An 18,180-nucleotide genomic window follows, 5' to 3' on the forward strand; every position below is an offset into this window, starting at 1 on the left:
GGATGTAAACGTTATCATAAGAAGGGGTGGAGAAGAAAATGAAAATTAATTTTAGAAATCTAACTGTACAAGTACTAATCGGGATACTTATTGGTATTACGATCGGATTTCTTTTTCCGAAATTTGGTGCAGAATTAAAGGTTTTAGCTGATATTTTTATTAAACTTATTAAAATGGTAATTGCACCGATCATATTCTTTACAGTTGTTATCGGAATCGGAAGTATGGGAGATTTAAAAAAGGTTGGTCGTATTGGAGGCAAAGCACTTTTATACTTTGAAATCATTTCAACCTTTGCACTAGCTATTGGATTAGTAATAGTGAATATTGTAAAACCAGGTTCCGGATTTAATACATCTGCAGCAAAGGGTGGAGACATTTCTACATTTACACAACAAGCAAATGAATCCAGTCATGGAGCTATTGAATTTATATTAGGAATCATTCCCGATAATGTTGTAGGAGCTTTGGCCAAAGGTGAGTTGCTACCTGTCCTATTCTTCGCGGTCCTATTTGGAATAGCAACTGCTTCTTTAGGCTCAAAAGGTAAACCAATCATTTCACTTTTTGAAACTTTCGTTGAAGCATTTTTTAAAGTCGTTAATATTATAATGAAGTTTTCTCCTATTGCTGCTTCAGGGGCAATGGCATTCACAATTGGTAACTTTGGTATTGGTTCTTTATTCTCCCTTGGAAAGCTGATGGGAAGCGTTTATGCAACCATGTTTGTCTTCATAGTTTTTATACTCGGTGCGGTAGCCAAAATTTATGGCTTTAACATTTTAAAATTTATCGCTTACATCAAAGAAGAAATTTTATTGGTATTAGGTACTTCTTCTTCTGAATCTGCTTTACCTAGAATGATGGAGCGTTTAGAAAACTATGGTTGTTCGAAATCAGTTGTTGGCCTAGTTGTTCCGACAGGATATTCATTTAATTTAGACGGCACAGCAATTTACCTCTCAATGGCAGCCCTTTTTATCGCGCAGGCTTATAATGTTGATCTAACCATCTGGCACCAAATTACCTTAATGGGAATACTAATGCTAACATCAAAAGGGGCTGCAGGTGTAACAGGTTCAGGATTCATTACTCTTGCTGCTACCCTCTCAGCATTCCCAACGATCCCAGTGGAGGGAATTGCTTTACTTCTAGGGGTTGACCGGTTTATGTCTGAGGCACGTGCTATTACAAACTTAATTGGTAACGGTGTTGCAACAGTGGTTGTTTCTAAAATGGAAAATGAATTTCACCCAGGGAAAACAATCCACCAAATTGGATCTGTTGTTCCAATGAAGGCCGAAGAAGCTTAACTTTTAACGGAATAGGTAAAAAAGATAAATTCAACCAAAAAAAGCAGCCTGATTTGTCAGGTTGCTTTTTTTGGTTATTCAGCTTGATACTCTTTTAATAGCTCTACTTCTTCATCCGTTAATTCCCGGTATTCTCCAAGTTCGAGCGTTTCATCTAGTGGCAAAGGTCCCATTGTCATTCTTTTTAAATAAACCACGTTTTTCCCTACCGCTTCAAACATCCTCTTTACTTGATGAAACTTTCCCTCAGTAATGGTTAGTTCGATGTCCGACCTTATACCCGATTTAAGAATGGTTAATTCACCAGGCTTTGTTACGTAGCCATCATCAAGGGTTACTCCTTTTCCAAAGGCAATGATATCTTCTTCGGTAACCTCTGAATCAATTACCGCAAAATAGGTTTTTGGAACATGCTTTTTGGGTGACAGTAGCCGATGGGCAAGATGACCGTCGTTTGTTAGTAGAAGTAAACCTTCCGTATCTTTATCAAGTCTACCGACAGGAAATGGCTCATAAACCTGATCGTTTAGCTCTAATAAATCAATCACTGTTTCATCCCTATGATCTTCTGTTGCCGATAAAACCCCAGGCGGTTTATTCATCATAAGATAAATAAATTCCTTGTATTCAATTACTTCACCGTTAAAAGTAACTATTTCTTTATTCGGATCAACATGCTGTTTGGCGTCCTTTACAACAACATCATTGACTTTTACAGAGCCGCTTTTTAAAAGTCCCTTGACTTCCTTCCGGCTTCCATAGCCAAGATTGGCTAATAGTTTATCAATTCTCATCTTCTATCCCCTTCCAGGTTCTTAAATTGGCAGATGTAACTTCCTTTTGATACTATCTACCTTGTCCCCAAATAACCGGTAAACAAGCTTTGTTTTTAAACTTAGGTAGAAATAAATTCCTGATCCAACTACACCACAAATAAGAATCATCAATAACGATTGAACCTTTGATTGAGGTGAGAGGAATAGCTTCATAACCGTAAAGGTAAGTTCTGTTCCCAGCCACATTATTCCCGCAAGAAGAACGATTAACGTACACCTTCTAAATACCAGCCGGAAAGGATAGTTTGAATATTTTTTAATGACAATTAAATTGATGATGATAGCAGCCGTATATCCAAGTGCCGTTGCAAGGATTGCACCTTCAGTTGCCATCGCTTTAATAAGCGGGATATTAAGGCTTAGCTTAATAAGCAACCCAACAAGTAAACTTAAAATAGTATAACGCTGTTCATTAATTCCCTGCAGAATTGCAGCTGTAACAGAATAGAGTGAAAATAAAATGGCTACTGGAGCATATGCCCCTAATACCTCTATTCCAAGTGGATCATGCTCATAAAAGACTGTATAAACAGGTTCAGCCAATAATGATAATCCAATTGCTGCAGGTAATGTCAAAAATAATAAAACCTGGAACGCCTGATTCATCTGGTGATTCATACTTTTTTGATCATTCTCTACAAAAGCCTTTGTTATACTTGGAACAAGAGTTAATGAAAAGGCCGTTGCTAAAGAGACTGGAATAATAACAATTTTATGTGACTCAAAGTTTAAAATAGAGAAGGCTGTATCAGCTAGTTTTCCTGAAGCAATGGTAGCCATAGCCCTGCTAAAGGTAAGTTGGTCGATAAATTGAAATAATGGGTTTGCGATTCCTACAAAAACAAATGGTGCTGCATAAATAAGAATCTCTTTATAGATTTGCTTAAGTGAGATATTGATTGTCCCTTTATCTTTTTCTAAAAGTTCATCCAAATGTGGTTTTCTTTTAAACCAATACCAAAATAAAACAGCTAAGCTTCCAATTGCGCCAATAAATGCTGCAAATGTGGCAACGCTGACTGCCTTTACCATTCCGCCATTTAAAGTATGTAATACAACATAGGCGCCAACAAGTGTGAATAAAATTCGAATAATTTGTTCTACAACTTGTGATACAGCTGATGGTCCCATTGATTGATGTCCTTGAAAGTATCCCCTAATTAAACTCATAAAGGGAACAACGATTAAAGCAAAACTAACTGCTCGAATAACTGTTGAAACTTCATTTACACTAAACAATTGTTTTTTTCCATGTAAGCTTATTTCCGCCAAAAAAGGAGCAGTAAAATACATAATTAAGAAAGCCACAAATCCTGTCACCATCATAACCATTAATCCTGATTTAAATAGCTTCCGACCAACAGCATATTCTTCAAGTGAATTATATTTTGAAATGAATTTAGAAACTGCCAGCGGCACTCCTGCCGTCGCTACACTAATAAAGATTGTATATGGAACGTAGGAATATTGATAAAGCAGTGTCCCCTTTGCTCCAACAATCTGATAGAATGGTATAACATAAAATAAACCGAGAACTTTGGAAAGTATTGTTCCAATGGTTAGAATAAACGTGCCCCTTAAAAGCTTTGACGACATAGAATCCTTCTCCTAATAAAGAAAAAATAGTGCGCGAATGGTTTACTTTACAGAGGTAAATTCGACTTTTTTTGCACACTACTAGTAGTGTACAACTTCTTTCTCTATGGCGCTACTAACAATCAATGTAATTTTAAAATAAAACTTATTGTCACCATATAGGAGTTGTGACAGTCCCGTACTTGTTTATAGCTAATGTTACTATTAAAATAAAGTTTACCCGTATTTAGCAAATTTTAATTAAGTTGGTGAAACCATGGAATATGAAGTAATTGTCATTGGCGGTGGTCCTTCTGGTTTGATGGCAGCAATAGCTGCCGGGGAAAGAGGAGCAAAAGTGCTGTTAATTGATAAAGGGGACAGGCTGGGAAGAAAGTTAGCCATATCTGGTGGTGGGCGCTGTAACGTCACAAATCGTCGGCCTATCGAGGAAATCATTAAACATATTCCCGGAAATGGGAAGTTTTTATATAGTGCTTTTTCAATCTTTAACAATGAGGATATCATTTCCTTTTTTGAAAAACTGGGTATTGCCTTAAAGGAAGAAGATCACGGACGAATGTTTCCTGTTTCGAATAAAGCCGAATCAGTCGTTGATGCACTATTAACAAAAATGGATCAATTAAACATAAAAGTTTTCAGGAATACGTCAGTTAAAGATGTCTTATATGAAGATGATAAAGCTTCGGCTGTACTTCTTAAGGATGGTCAAAGAATTTCAGCAAAGTCGATTGTTATCGCTGTTGGTGGCAAATCAGTTCCTCAAACGGGATCAACTGGGGATGGCTATCCTTGGGCGAAAAAGGCTGGACACACCATCACTGAACTATTTCCAACGGAAGTACCAGTTACTTCTAATGAACCGTTTATCAAAAGCAAAATTCTCCAAGGACTATCATTAAGGGACATTAATTTAAGTGTATTAAATCCTAAAGGAAAGCCAATCATTTCGCACCGAATGGATATGCTCTTTACCCATATCGGGGTTAGCGGTCCTGCTGTTTTACGTTGTAGTCAATTTGTTGTAAAAGCCCTGAAAAAATGGGATCTAAAAGAAATAATAATGTCCCTTGACGCTTTGCCTGACCAAACAGAGGAAGAGCTCTTTCAAGAAATCATTAAATTAATAAAAAGTGAGCCAAAGAAAAGCATCAAGAATACCTTAAAGGGTTTGCTTCCAGAAAGATACCTCCTTTTTCTTCTAGAGAAAAGTGAAATCGACGCAAATATCCAAGGGAGTACCATTACAAATGAAAAAATTCGTTCTTTTTCAAAAAATTGTAAAGGTTTCACCTTCAGTGTGAATGGAACACTTCCACTTGAAAAAGCCTTTGTTACAGGTGGAGGCATATCAATAAAAGAGATTGAACCACAAACAATGGCTTCAAAATTGACGGGTGGACTCTATTTTTGCGGCGAGATCTTGGATATCCATGGGTACACCGGGGGTTATAATATTACATCTGCTCTTGTAACTGGTCGATTGGCGGGAACAAATGCAGCTCTTTTTTCTAAAAAACAAAAAGGTTTTAAACTTAAAACCAATTAATTTACCTACGTCTATTCCTACTCTTTTCTAAGCCTGACAATTGTCAGGCTTTATAAATAATCATCGCAGTAAAGCAATAGATTTGCTCTTCTTCCTCATCCTCTGGCATTGCAGCTACATTGTATTTAATATCAAGTAATTTCTTCTCATCAAGCCCTTTTAAAAAGCGATTCATTTCCGACTCCAAATCTTTCTCATGCTCCCGATCAAACAATTTAACCTGTATCAATAAAATCTCCCTTTCCTTTTTCAATCATTATTGACACTTTTTCTGAATTTTAAAAATAGTGTCAGAAACTGTTTCATATTACAACGATTGTTAAAGGAAAAGATTAAGATAATTTTAAGATTTGGTTTTTAAATTGCTTATTGTGCTATTTTTTGAATAGAGCGATTAGCGACAATAATAATTTATACCGTTTTTCCTTTCCACTCCAGCATGCCACCAATCATATTTCGAACCATAAAGCCTTGATCCTGCATGTAGTGGCAAACATTTTCACTGCGCCGACTCGAACGGCAAATAAATATATATTCTTTATTCTTGTCAAAATAAGCTAGGTTTTCAGGAATCTCTCCCATTGGGATATGTTTAGCACCTGTGATCATTCCTTGTTCAACTTCATATTCTTCCCTTACATCAACTAGTTCAAGTTTTTCTCCTACTTCAATCTTCTTCTCTAATTCCTCTGGTGTAATTATTTTGATTTCTTCCATACCAAACACCCTTTCTATAAAAACATCCTCCAGACTAAAATCAGGAGGATGCATTTTTATTGTCTAAAAACGGATTAATACAAGCAACATTTAGAGTCCTTACACTTTTCTAGCCTACCACGATATTCACTAATTTACCTGGAACAGTAATTACTTTTCGCACTGTTTTTCCTTCAAGCTGTTCCTTCACTTTTTCATCTTCAAATGCAATTTGTTCAAGAGTTTCTTTACTTGACCCAGTTGGTACCGTTAGTTTATGCTTCACTTTGCCATTAAACTGGATAACAATTTCCACTTCATCATCGGTCATTTTTGATTCATCATATGTTGGCCATGCCTCATATGATATCGTGTCATTGTGTCCCAATTTCGCCCATAGTTCCTCGGTAATATGAGGGCAAACAGGAGCAAGCAATTTGACAAAGCCTTTCATGTAATCCATAGGAAGAATCGTTGATTTGTAAGCTTCATTAATAAATACCATCATTTGTGAAATTGCCGTGTTAAATCGTAAACCTTCGTAATCCTCAGTCACTTTTTTCACTGTTTGATGATAAACTTTTTCCAAACTAGACACTTCTTTAGTTGGTTGGATTTTTGGATTTAACTCTCCATTTTCCTCAATCATCAATCGCCAGATACGATCAAGGAAGCGACGTGAACCATCAAGGCCATTTGTGGACCAAGCAATTGATGCATCAAGCGGTCCCATAAACATTTCATATAAACGAAGTGTATCAGCACCATGGCTTTCAACGATATCATCAGGATTAACCACATTTCCTTTTGATTTACTCATTTTTTCATTGCCTTCGCCTAAAATCATTCCTTGATTAAATAGTTTTTGGAATGGTTCTTTTGTGGAGACTACACCGATATCATAAAGGAATTTATGCCAGAAGCGAGCGTATAACAAGTGAAGTACAGCATGCTCTGCTCCACCAATGTAAATATCGACAGGAAGCCAATGCTTTAATTTTTCCTCTGATGCTAATGCTTGATCATTCTTTGGATCGATATAACGTAAATAGTACCAGCAGCTACCCGCCCATTGTGGCATTGTATTCGTTTCACGACGACCTTTTTTTCCAGTGGCTGGGTCAACGACATTTACCCAATCCGTGATTACAGCAAGTGGGGATTCTCCTGTTCCAGACGGTCTAATTTCGGTTGTTATTGGTAGAGTCAATGGAAGTTGCTCTTCCGGAACTGCGGTCATTGTACCATCTTCCCAATGGATAATTGGAATCGGTTCGCCCCAGTAACGCTGGCGGCTAAATAACCAATCGCGCAAACGGAATGTTACTTTCTTTGTTCCAATTGATTTTTCTTCCAACCATGCAATCATTTTTTGAATACCGCAAGCTTTATCTAACCCATTTAGGAAATCAGAATTGATGTGTTCCCCATCGCCTGTGAAAGCTTCTTTTTCAATGTCTCCGCCTGCTACAACTGCCTTAATTGGTAAGTCAAATTGTTTCGCAAATTCATAGTCACGTTCATCATGGGCAGGAACAGCCATGATCGCACCCGTTCCATAGCTAACCAAAACATAATCGGCAATCCAGATCGGCATTTTCTCGCCATTTGCAGGGTTGATAGCGTAAGCACCTGTAAATACGCCTGTTTTTTCCTTCGCAAGGTCTGTGCGCTCAAGGTCACTCTTACTTTTTACTTTGTCTAAATAGGCATCAACAGCTGCACGTTGGTCTTTTGTTGTAATTTTATCAACAAATGCATGTTCTGGAGCAAGTACTGCATAAGTTGCACCAAACAATGTATCTGGACGTGTTGTGAACACCGTGAATGTTTCATCATATCCATCAATGTTAAAGGTTACTTCAGCCCCCTCTGAGCGGCCAATCCAATTACGTTGCATGTCCTTAAGACTTTCCGGCCAATCAAGTTCCTCTAAGTCTTCAAGTAAACGGTCAGCATACGCAGTGATTCTTAACATCCATTGCCTCATTGGGCGGCGTTCAACGGGGTGCCCTCCGCGTTCACTTTTCCCATCAATTACTTCTTCATTTGCTAAAACCGTTCCAAGTGCTGGGCACCAGTTAACTGCTACTTCATCAACATAGGCAAGCCCTTTTTCAAATAGTTTTAAGAAAATCCATTGCGTCCATTTATAATACTCGGGGTCTGTCGTGTTCACTTCTCGATCCCAATCATACGAGAATCCAAGTGATTTAATTTGCCTACGGAATGTCTCGATATTATGCTTTGTGAATTCCGCTGGATCATTCCCAGTATCAAGTGCATATTGTTCAGCAGGTAAACCGAATGCATCCCAACCCATTGGGTGTAAGACATTATATCCCTGCATCCGCTTTTGACGGGATAAAATATCTGTCGCAGTATAGCCTTCAGGGTGTCCAACATGGAGTCCTGCTCCAGAAGGGTATGGAAACATATCTAATGCGTAGAATTTTCTTTTGTGCATTTCTTCGCTTGTTTTAAATGTTTTTTCTTCTTCCCATTTCTTTTGCCATTTTTTTTCGATTTTTTGATGGTTAAAGCTCATTGTCTCTTCCTCCTAATTGTAAAGCGAAAGCGCTTATTCGCTGAAGCTGGATCTAAAATAAAAAAACTCTCATCCCAAAAAAGGGACGAGAGGATTATGTATGTATCTTCCCGCGGTACCACCCACATTAGTGTTGTAAAACACTCGCTTCATTCATCCTTAACGCGGAAAACGGCAAACATTACTCAAATTCATGTTTGCAACTCGGGAAGGCGAGTTCATGATTGTCCCGGTTGACTTGCACCAGCCGTCAACTCTCTTTAAAAACGGGAATTCATCATTACTACTCCTCGTCAATGTCATTGATTATGAAAGTATACGGTTATTGTATTAAAATTCCTTATAGGATGCAAGTAAACAGAAGAAAATAAGCTATTTAATAATAGCTACATACTTTTAGCTCCCTTTATTATTGAAGCTTTACTTGACTTTATAGTTCGATCGTAAAAAACAGTTGTTAGAATAGCCAACACAAACAACCCGATTAATACAGTAAACAACATTGACATGCCATAAAGGTCAACAAGCAACCCACCAAGAAGTGGGCCAATCATTCTTCCTCCAGTTGCAGTACTGTTGACAATTCCCTGATAAAAACCTTCTCGCCCCTTTGGTGCTAGATCAAAGGCGACAGTTGGTACAGCTGGCCAAATAAACATCTCACCGATTGTTAAAATAATCATCCCTACAAGGAAGCCTGAAAATTCACTAGCCTTTGCCGCAACGAGAAATGAAATAATAAAAATAATAATACCAATGATCATTTGTGCTTTTAAAGACTTTGCAAAATGCTTTAGTAATCCAGTTAACAGCGGCTGACCAGCAACAATAAGAGCCCCATTAATAGTCCAAAGTAAGCTGTATTGTGTTAATGAAATATGAATTTCCTGTGTATATGATGCAACGGTCGTCGACCATTGTACATAAGCAACCCAGCAAAGCAAATAGCCAACGCATAGAATAAGGAGAGCATGGATTTTTTTATGATTATTTGTTGCTGTCAAATCCCCCTCGATACTTGATTCCTTTTTAACAGGAGCAGCTGAAATATTCTTATATCCAAATACTGCAATAAGTAAAAAAATAAAATATAATATCGTATTCGCAAGAAAAATCAATTGAAATGAATAATCCGCAACAAGCCCACCTAATGCCGAACCGACTGCAACCCCTAAATTCTGAGATACATAGATGGCATTAAAAGCCTTTCGTCCTCCCTCTTTCCAAACAGAACCTGCCATAGCGTACATTGAAGGAAAAATAATTCCCGTTCCAAAACCAACAATGGTTAAAAATACAATATATTCCGGCCATCCATGCCATATTGTTAAACCAATAAGAGCAAGGAGTGTTATCCCAATCCCAAATAAAATGGATTTATAACCTCCAAGTTTATCGAAAAAATGACCACCAATCAGGTTTCCAATCACACTTGCTCCTGAATTTAACATTAAGACAATTCCGGCAACTGATAATGATTTACCTAACAAATCATGAATATAAATCGTATTTAAAGGCCATAAAAAAGAATTGCCAGTTACATTCACTGCCATCCCAATAATCAAGAGCCATAAAGCACGCGGCATAAAAACGCCCCTTTACATTGAACTATTTCGAACACCAAAGTAATTTTAGACTTTTTGAATGATGGGCGCAATCCTTTTTTAAATGGGATTTTTAAAAGCCCCCAACTAGTAGTGAGGGCTTTTGATTCCTTTATTGTTGCTATTCTTGATGAAATTTTGATTTAACTGGTTGACCACCTGATTTTTCATATTTCAGTTTTGCTTCTTTAACAAGATCGGTATCGTTGCCAAGCTCCAAATCTTGATTATTGATACCATTTCTCGTTTTTCGTTCAGGATTTTGTTGTTTTGACCGCTTCTTCACGCTAATTTCCCCCTCTTACTTCCCTTGTAAAATCATTGTGTTTTGAAGCTGTTGCAGCTGTAACCTCATTCTGTGAAGCTGTTCCCGCTGTTGAGCATTGGAACTCAGTGCGACGTGTGCAAGGTCATTGTATGCTTCTTCCAGTCCTTGCATGGCTGCTGTGTAATCATCATTGTTATATTGCTCTTGAAGGCTACTTTCCTTATACTGTTCCTGTGCAAACGAAATCGCATCTTCACATTGTTGCAGTAAATTATCGATCGATTCACGAGTTGCCATATCAGAACCCCCTTAAATTCAAACCTTCATTGAAGCAAAAAGCTTCATTTCTTATTGTGTTCACCATCCAATTAACTATCACATTTACTTATTGATAATTGCTACCAATTTTAATTAATTGGCGATGCCTCTAACTTCATGATAAAATTCAACTTATGTATATTCCAAAATAAACATATTTTTTACTAGTAAAAAGGAGGAATCTGAATGCTTCAGACCAAACCTTTTCCATATGCTTCTGACGATAAGCGTTATCACACATGGAATTATCACCTTCGCCAACAATTTGGTCATAAGGTATTTAAAATTGCTCTTGATGGTGGCTTTGATTGCCCGAACCGGGATGGTACAGTTGCACATGGTGGATGTACTTTTTGTAGCGTCTCTGGATCTGGAGACTTCGCTGGCAATCGTGCCCAGAGTCTCGAAACACAATTCCATGAAATAAAAGAAAGAATGCATACAAAATGGAAAGATGGTAAGTATATGGCCTATTTTCAGGCATTTACCAACACACATGCACCTGTCCACGTGCTTCGCGAAAAATATGAAGCAGTTTTAAAACAAGAGGATGTAGTCGGGTTATCCATCGCAACTCGACCAGATTGTCTGCCAGATGATGTTGTTGAATATCTTGCAGAATTAAACAAACGTACTTATTTATGGGTTGAGCTTGGTTTGCAAACGATCCACGAGAGCACTGCCACACTCATTAATCGTGCCCATGATTTTCAATGTTATATTGATGGTGTAAAAAAACTACGGAAGCATGGGATTCGTGTTTGTTCCCATATTATTAACGGCCTTCCACTTGAGTCAAAAGAAATGATGATGGAAACAGCCCGCGCAGTAGCAAATCTGGATGTTCAAGGAATCAAAATCCATTTGCTCCATCTTTTAAAAGGAACACCAATGGTCAAGCAATACGAAAAAGGAATGCTCGAATTCCTTTCGCAAGAGGAATATGTAAACTTAGTTTGTGACCAATTGGAAATTCTATCTCCAGAAATAATCGTACACCGCATAACAGGTGACGGTCCTATTGATCTTATGGTTGGACCGATGTGGAGTGTAAACAAATGGGAAGTGTTGAATGGAATAAATGCTGAGCTTACAAAAAGGGATAGCTGGCAAGGCAAGTTTTATTCTAAGGAGTAAAGTGGGGATATAAGTGTACCTTGATCAAATCCTTCCTTTTGCAAAAAACGTACTTGAAAAGGCAATTAAAAAGGGGAGTATTGTTGTTGATGCAACTCTTGGCAATGGATATGATACACTTTTTTTAGCTAACCTTGTTGGTGAAACTGGTAAAGTGTACGGCTTTGATATACAGGAACATGCCGTTATAGCATCAAACGAACGCATACATCAGCACAAACTTTCCAATCGTGTCACACTTTTTAACTGTGGACATGAAAATCTAAATCAAGTAATCCCAGTAGAGCATCACGGAAAAATCACCGGTGCAATTTTCAATCTAGGTTATTTACCTGGCGGTGATAAAACCATTGTTACAAAACCAAATACAACTATTGCCGCTGTTGAGCAGCTTTTAGAAATCATGGTACCAACGGGAATCATCGTCCTTGTCATTTACCATGGACATCCAGGTGGCGCGGAAGAACGTGATTCGTTACTCCATTTTTGCAAACAAATCGAGCAAAAAACAGCCCAAGTGTTACAATACCAATTTATTAATCAGAAAAATCATTCACCATTTATTTTGGTTATAGAAAAAAGTTAAGAACCAGGCTCATCTGCCTGGTTTTTTACCTTTTTACGCCACATCTATTTAAAAATCATTCTAATCAGACTAGCAGGTACCCATCTTTGTAAGGCTCGATAGGTTAGTCCATTTATATAAAAGAAATAGCTAATTCCACCGCCTGTTTTAATGATTTCTTTCGCTAATTTTCGAACGTTTTTTTGCTTTCGGACTTTTTCGTCTGATAAATATACACCCAAAAGTCCTCGATTTATTAACTGATGGAATTTTTTATGCGGAAGTTCCTCTGTATGGCGGTCTGCCTCAATTACAAAATGCTTTAACCGTTTAAAAAGCTTTTCCTGATTTTCATAATAAAAGCAAAAGTTCAGATCTCCGCCAATTCGATCCTCTTCTTGATCTATAAAATAGTCCAATAAAATATGTAGCCCTTGTATATATGGAAAATAACCATTCCGAATATGTGTGGCATCCTTTTCTTGAAAATCTTCTCTCATCGCATAGGAAATCAGACAAAAGATTCCCAAAGTAGAACCTGAACAAGCTGAAAACTCATACCACTCCATCTTTGGCAAACTGTCCTGAAAACCCTGAAACCATTCTTTAAGCCGTGGTACCCGCTCATCTGAAATTACATGCTTATGAACCTGCAAATCACAATAATACTGACAAAGTTCTTCTAAATAGTCTTTTATCACATCATAATGTGCCAATTCTTGAAAAAATGAGCGACACGTTTCCACTAAATCATTTAAATAATTTCCATCATCTTGATCCTCGCGAAGTCGATAATAGTTTCCTGAAAGCGCATTTTTTGATAGTGCATCTTTCATCGATTGATGCAATGTTCTAAAATCGTTAGGATCAAGAGAAGTACTGCGGTCACACAAATTATCTAAATAATCACTAATGGTTTGATAGGCCACAATAAATTTAACCGCTTTTTTATAATGTTCATTTGCCATTAGTGCAAGGATCGCTCCACCTTCACAATGAAATGCTTTGCTCCCAATACTAGCTAAGGCTTGCTTCCGCAATTCCGGATTAGGGATTTGATTAGCACGGCCTCTCCAATAGGCTAGTTCATGATGGACAGCAGGGAAAATTTTACGATAAACCCTTGACATTAGGCTAATAGGCATCATGGAAAATGACATTCCTACACCTCTTTTTTTTGAAAAAGGAGACGGAGCTCGCTCATCTTAATTTTGATTACTAAAAAATTAGGTTCTCTGTAAGATTCAACCTCGCTCACGCCACCTTATTATGTTTGTTCACAGCTCGATAAGTATTCTTATTTCTATACCTTTTGGCTAGAAGTAAAATGCTTACATTGTTTTTATACGATATAACCAATTGATTTTAATTGGCTATTAACAAAGTCCTTTGCGTATTCAAAAACTTCTTCTCGTTCTGGTTCATTAAAGATTTCATGATAGCATTTTGGCCATTCTTTAAATCTTTTTTCAGATAGTGGTGCATGATTGAACCACTCTTTAACAGAATCTTTTTTCACAATTTTATCATCTCCACCTTGCATGACAAGCATAGGGAGATCTTGAACGTGTTCGAGATCTTCAAATGCATCTTTCATTGCTGAGGCTAGTTCACGATACCATCTTATAGATACCTTGGTAATATAGAGGGTATCATTAACATCTGCTTCACGAACATCAGGGTTTCTCGTTGCCATATCAACGGTCAATCCAGAATTCATCCTTAAAGACGGATAGATGGCATTTAGTCCGTAAGATAAAGTATTCAAGAGTTTTGAAGGTGTTTCGATTAACCCAAGACACGGTGATGAGAGTATAACACCTGCAATATTAAGTTTTTCAACCTGTAAAAGGCGGATCGCAATTAATCCTCCCATACTATGTCCAAGTAAAAAGACTGGTAATTCGTAGCGATATGCAGCTTGTACCCAGTCCTTTACTTCAATTAAATATTCATCAAAGGAATCAATATGTCCACGGTGTGATCTAGTTGTCATTCCTTGTCCAGGAAGATCACTCATGATTACATGAAAGCCCGAGGTTCGCCACATTTCGATCAGCCAGCCATAACGACGGTGATGTTCCATAGCACCATGGACCATTACAATTACAGCTTTTGCTTCTCCTTCTGCTTCCCATTTCCACATACTTTTTCCTCCTAAATCCTAAAAATAAAGTAAAATTAATATATGGAGTTTTTTTAAGGTAACTATAACCCATAAACCTTTATAATAAAGATAAAAGTACTATAACATACAATAGCCGTTTTCAATACTTCAAAGAAGAGACTTGCATAAAAAAGCTTTCACCATACAAATTTGATTGATAGAATTAATTTAACTATTTAAGGGAGAGAAACCAAATTGATATACAAATACAAAGACAAATTCCCCAAAATTTCAGAATCAGCATTTATTGCTGACTATGTAACCATTAGCGGTGATGTTGAAATTGGAGACGAATCAAGCGTCTGGTTTAATTCTGTAATCAGAGGGGACGTGGCTCCAACTATTATCGGTAACAAAGTCAATATTCAGGACAATTCTGTCTTACACCAAAGTCCAGACTGCCCGCTAATTTTAGAAGATGAGGTAACCATTGGACACCAAGTTCTTCTTCATAGCTGTATCATTAGGAAAAAGGCATTGATCGGAATGGGATCAATTATCCTAGATCAAGCCGAAATTGGTGAGGGTGCCTTCATCGGTGCAGGAAGCCTTGTTCCACAAGGAAAGAAAATCCCACCTGGCACATTAGCTTTCGGTAGACCCGCTAAAGTGATTAGAAATTTAACACCCACAGACATCGAGGATATGAACCGAATCACACGAGAATATGCAGAAAAAGCAGCTTACTATAAATCCATACAGAAAGACTAATTTACAACCCTTATTCTAAAGTAGTATTATCAAACTTTGCTAAACAACTCTGAAGAAAAAAAGAATTAGGTGGTTCAATGATTTCTTTATACTTATTAATTGCTTTTATCATTTTATTACTATTTTTCCTATTACGATTATTAAAACGGACAAGTGGCCTATTTAAATCAACTTTCTTTTTACTTTTTATTATTACAACCATTGTCACAGCCTTTACGCTAGACAATTCGAAAAAAGAAAATGTGGCGAAGGCAGTTGGGTTATTAAAAAATTTAGTCCATTCTCCTGTCTTTAAAACGAGTGATTATCTTGAAGAACATTTTGATCTTCCAATCATCAAAATCAAGGATCAAGTTCTTCTCAATGTACCAGCCATTTCCCAAATTCCTGATCTCCCACGTGGTTGTGAGGTGACTAGCTTGGCAATGCTACTTAACAATGCAGGTGTGACAGTTGGTAAAATGGAACTCGCGGAGAAAGTAAAAAAAGATCATACTCCACAGCGAATCTCTAATGGGGAAATATACTTTGGAAACCCGAATGATGGATTTGTAGGAAATATGTACAATTTTCAAGAACCTGGTTTTGGCATTTATCACAAACCAATTGCTGACCTTGCTGAAAAATATTTGCCTGGGAAAATAAAGGACTTATCAGGCTCTGACTTTCAAGAGTTACAAATTCATCTTTCAGATGGACGACCAGTATGGGTTATTACAAATACATCGTATCAACCATTATCAGAAGATAAGTTTCAAACCTGGAATACTCCAACCGGAAAAGTGAAAATTACCTACAAGGAACATTCCGTCTTAATTACTGGATTTGATCCGCACTATATTTATTTTAATGACCCGTTAACTGGAGAAAAAAATAAAAAAGCACCCATTAAGGATTTTGAAGAATCCTGGGTGCAAATGGGAAGACAAGCTATAACCTATCTCCCTTAGCTCTTCATCATTTGAAGGGCATTTTCTTTGGAAAAATCAGTTTGAAACGTGTATTTTTCTTCTACATAGACCTGATGCCATACCATAAACATAAGCACTGTCCATATTTTCCGGCTATTATCAGCTTTACCTTGACAATGATCTTCTAGAAGCCTTAATAAATAGTTTTTATTGAATAAATGATCCGTGTTACTTTCACGGATTATTTTTTTCGCCCAATCATTCATTTCATCCTTCAACCAATGACGAATCGGGACAGGGAAGCCTAGTTTTTTTCTGGTAAGCACATGGTCAGGAACAATACCTTCTACTGCCTTCCGTAAAATGTATTTTGTCGTTCCATTCGCTGTTTTTAGACTTGTTGGTATTTTTGAAGCTATATCAAACACAGCTTTATCTAGAAAAGGAACACGTAATTCTAAGGAATGAGCCATCGTCACTTTATCTGCTTTTAGTAAAATATCGCCACGCATCCATGTATGAATGTCAATATATTGCATGCGATCAACTGGATCGTAGCCCCGGCTCTCTTCATAAAGGGGCCTAGTAATATCTGTATAATCCAAGCCTTCACGGTAAACAGTTAATAACTCCCTTTTTTCATCTTCTGTAAACATTTTGGCATTCCCAATATACCGTTCTTCCATTGGTGTAATTCCACGTTCGATAAAGCTCTTGCCTTTTGTTCCTTCAGGCATAATACCCGCGATCCCTCTTAGAAGTGATTTTCCAACGCGTGGTATTTTATTAAACACCTCTAGAGATTGTGGTTCACGGTAAATATTGTATCCACCGAACAATTCATCTGCACCTTCCCCTGAAAGTACAACCGTCACATGCTTGCGTGCTTCACGAGCAACAAAATAAAGGGGAACACAAGCAGGATCTGCAAGCGGGTCATCCATATGCCACATAATCTTAGGAATCTCATTCATGTACTCTTCAGGCGTAATTACATAGCTTATGTTTTCCAATCCAAGCTTTTCAGCTGTTTCCTTAGCTACATCAATTTCGCTAAAACCATTCCTCTCAAAACCAACTGAAAATGTTTTAATCCCAGGATGGAACTCTTTTGCAATCGATGCAATGATCGAAGAGTCTATTCCACCAGAAAGGAATGAACCTACTGGTACATCACTGCGCATATGCATTTTAACAGAATCAATGAGAACATCCTTAATTTCCTTCATAAATTCGGATTCGGGCTTTTGAACAGGCGTAAAGCGTGCTTTCCAATACTTTTTGATTTCCATAGGGGAGCCAATTTTTTTTGTAAAATAATGACCAGGTTCAAGTTTTTTAATACCAGCAGACATGGTCATTGGCTCTGGAACAAATTGATATGTTAAATAATGCTGCAGGGAATCGTAGTTTAAAACATCATTTTCAAGTGCAAGAAGAATACTTTTTTTCTCAGAAGCAAAGAATGTACGTTCATCGTCTTCGAGGTAGAAAAATGGTTTAATTCCAAATGGATCCCTTGCCCCGTATAGCGTTTGTTCTTGTTTATCCCAAATAACAAAGGCAAACATCCCACGCAATTTTTCGACAGCCTTTTCTTTTAAATGGCTGAATAAGGATAAAATAACCTCAGTATCAGAACTTGTTGAAAATGTTAGACCTTCTTTTAAAAGCTCTTCACGAAGCTCCATATAGTTATAGATTTCTCCATTGAAAATAATCCAGTAACGTTCATTTTCATATGTGAGCGGTTGATGACCACTTTCAATATCGATGATGCTTAGACGGCGGAAACCAAATTGAATATTATCATCATAATAAAAACCATCATCATCAGGCCCGCGATGTGTAATAATATCATTCATATTTTTAAATTGTTGTTTTTGATTGTCACTATAGTTTTGTGCTTTGTCGTGTACACAACCAATAAAGCCACACATTATGTACCTCACCTACTCCAT

17 protein-coding genes and 1 other annotated feature are annotated in these 18,180 nt (G+C 37.4%); of the genes, 6 read left to right on the plus strand and 11 right to left on the minus strand.

The features are described from left to right. The first annotated feature begins 38 nt into the window (after nucleotides 1-38). Nucleotides 39-1,313, plus strand: coding sequence for a dicarboxylate/amino acid:cation symporter (locus RCG20_RS07350; RefSeq protein ID WP_308183581.1), 1,275 nt, complete (start codon nucleotides 39-41; stop codon nucleotides 1,311-1,313). A 74-nt stretch (nucleotides 1,314-1,387) separates the two neighbouring features. Here RCG20_RS07350 and RCG20_RS07355 read toward each other — a convergent pair whose 3' ends face one another. After that, nucleotides 1,388-2,107 carry a pseudouridine synthase gene (locus RCG20_RS07355; protein WP_308183582.1) on the minus strand — a complete coding sequence of 240 codons (720 nt, stop codon included), beginning with the start codon at nucleotides 2,105-2,107 and terminating at the stop codon, nucleotides 1,388-1,390. A gap of 21 nt (nucleotides 2,108-2,128) precedes the next feature. Then, nucleotides 2,129-3,745 carry a putative polysaccharide biosynthesis protein gene (locus RCG20_RS07360; RefSeq protein WP_308183583.1) on the minus strand — a complete coding sequence of 539 codons (1,617 nt, stop codon included), beginning with the start codon at nucleotides 3,743-3,745 and terminating at the stop codon, nucleotides 2,129-2,131. 256 nt (nucleotides 3,746-4,001) lie between these two features. Here RCG20_RS07360 and RCG20_RS07365 point away from each other — a divergent pair, with 256 nt between their 5' ends. Next, nucleotides 4,002-5,294 carry a BaiN/RdsA family NAD(P)/FAD-dependent oxidoreductase gene (locus tag RCG20_RS07365; RefSeq protein WP_308183584.1) on the plus strand — a complete coding sequence of 431 codons (1,293 nt, stop codon included), beginning with the start codon at nucleotides 4,002-4,004 and terminating at the stop codon, nucleotides 5,292-5,294. A 43-nt stretch (nucleotides 5,295-5,337) separates the two neighbouring features. On the opposite strand, the gene RCG20_RS07370 is transcribed toward RCG20_RS07365, so the two are convergent. The 6 genes from RCG20_RS07370 to RCG20_RS07395 form a co-directional block, all read right to left on the minus strand. Further along, on the minus strand, nucleotides 5,338-5,523 hold the full coding sequence (locus tag RCG20_RS07370; protein WP_308183585.1) for a sporulation protein Cse60: 186 nt from the start codon (nucleotides 5,521-5,523) through the stop codon (nucleotides 5,338-5,340). Between the two features lie 182 nt (nucleotides 5,524-5,705). Next, on the minus strand, nucleotides 5,706-6,011 hold the full coding sequence (locus RCG20_RS07375; protein ID WP_308183586.1) for a rhodanese-like domain-containing protein: 306 nt from the start codon (nucleotides 6,009-6,011) through the stop codon (nucleotides 5,706-5,708). Nucleotides 6,012-6,120: 109 nt separating this feature from the next. Further along, nucleotides 6,121-8,538: a leucine--tRNA ligase gene (leuS, locus tag RCG20_RS07380; RefSeq protein WP_308183587.1), complete on the minus strand. Its 2,418-nt coding sequence runs from the start codon at nucleotides 8,536-8,538 to the stop codon at nucleotides 6,121-6,123. A 78-nt stretch (nucleotides 8,539-8,616) separates the two neighbouring features. Next, nucleotides 8,617-8,844, minus strand: a binding site (T-box leader). A gap of 80 nt (nucleotides 8,845-8,924) precedes the next feature. Then, on the minus strand, nucleotides 8,925-10,124 hold the full coding sequence (locus tag RCG20_RS07385) for an MDR family MFS transporter (protein WP_308183588.1): 1,200 nt from the start codon (nucleotides 10,122-10,124) through the stop codon (nucleotides 8,925-8,927). 139 nt (nucleotides 10,125-10,263) lie between these two features. Next, nucleotides 10,264-10,428 (minus strand): glycogen biosynthesis protein GlgD, encoded by a 165-nt coding sequence (locus RCG20_RS07390; protein WP_308183589.1) that lies wholly within the window; start codon nucleotides 10,426-10,428, stop codon nucleotides 10,264-10,266. A gap of 15 nt (nucleotides 10,429-10,443) precedes the next feature. Then, nucleotides 10,444-10,707: a YtzC family protein gene (locus tag RCG20_RS07395; protein WP_308183590.1), complete on the minus strand. Its 264-nt coding sequence runs from the start codon at nucleotides 10,705-10,707 to the stop codon at nucleotides 10,444-10,446. Nucleotides 10,708-10,914: 207 nt separating this feature from the next. Between RCG20_RS07395 and RCG20_RS07400 the strand changes: the two genes are divergently transcribed. Together RCG20_RS07400 and RCG20_RS07405 are read left to right on the plus strand one after the other, a co-directional pair. Beyond that, complete coding sequence (locus tag RCG20_RS07400) at nucleotides 10,915-11,865, plus strand: tRNA modification radical SAM protein MnmL/YtqA (RefSeq protein WP_308183591.1); 951 nt, start codon at nucleotides 10,915-10,917, stop codon at nucleotides 11,863-11,865. A 13-nt stretch (nucleotides 11,866-11,878) separates the two neighbouring features. After that, nucleotides 11,879-12,451, plus strand: coding sequence for a tRNA 5-(aminomethyl)-2-thiouridylate-methyltransferase MnmM (locus tag RCG20_RS07405; protein WP_308183592.1), 573 nt, complete (start codon nucleotides 11,879-11,881; stop codon nucleotides 12,449-12,451). 44 nt (nucleotides 12,452-12,495) lie between these two features. On the opposite strand, the gene RCG20_RS07410 is transcribed toward RCG20_RS07405, so the two are convergent. Together RCG20_RS07410 and RCG20_RS07415 are read right to left on the minus strand one after the other, a co-directional pair. Beyond that, nucleotides 12,496-13,590: a tetraprenyl-beta-curcumene synthase family protein gene (locus RCG20_RS07410; RefSeq protein WP_308183593.1), complete on the minus strand. Its 1,095-nt coding sequence runs from the start codon at nucleotides 13,588-13,590 to the stop codon at nucleotides 12,496-12,498. Between the two features lie 182 nt (nucleotides 13,591-13,772). Beyond that, nucleotides 13,773-14,576 carry an alpha/beta hydrolase gene (locus RCG20_RS07415; RefSeq protein ID WP_308183594.1) on the minus strand — a complete coding sequence of 268 codons (804 nt, stop codon included), beginning with the start codon at nucleotides 14,574-14,576 and terminating at the stop codon, nucleotides 13,773-13,775. Nucleotides 14,577-14,792: 216 nt separating this feature from the next. Here RCG20_RS07415 and RCG20_RS07420 point away from each other — a divergent pair, with 216 nt between their 5' ends. Both RCG20_RS07420 and RCG20_RS07425 read left to right on the plus strand, forming a co-directional pair. Further along, nucleotides 14,793-15,308 (plus strand): gamma carbonic anhydrase, encoded by a 516-nt coding sequence (locus RCG20_RS07420; RefSeq protein ID WP_308183595.1) that lies wholly within the window; start codon nucleotides 14,793-14,795, stop codon nucleotides 15,306-15,308. A gap of 77 nt (nucleotides 15,309-15,385) precedes the next feature. Continuing rightward, nucleotides 15,386-16,258, plus strand: a complete 873-nt coding sequence (locus tag RCG20_RS07425) for a C39 family peptidase (protein ID WP_308183596.1) — start codon at nucleotides 15,386-15,388, stop codon at nucleotides 16,256-16,258. Here the strand turns inward: RCG20_RS07425 and asnB are convergent. Beyond that, nucleotides 16,255-18,159, minus strand: a complete 1,905-nt coding sequence (gene asnB, locus RCG20_RS07430) for an asparagine synthase (glutamine-hydrolyzing) (RefSeq protein ID WP_308183597.1) — start codon at nucleotides 18,157-18,159, stop codon at nucleotides 16,255-16,257. The two genes, RCG20_RS07425 and asnB, sit on opposite strands and share 4 nt — an antisense overlap. Between the last annotated feature and the right edge of the window lie 21 nt (nucleotides 18,160-18,180).

Source organism: Neobacillus sp. PS3-40 (assembly GCF_030915485.1).
Taxonomy (GTDB): domain Bacteria; phylum Bacillota; class Bacilli; order Bacillales; family Cytobacillaceae; genus JAUZPL01.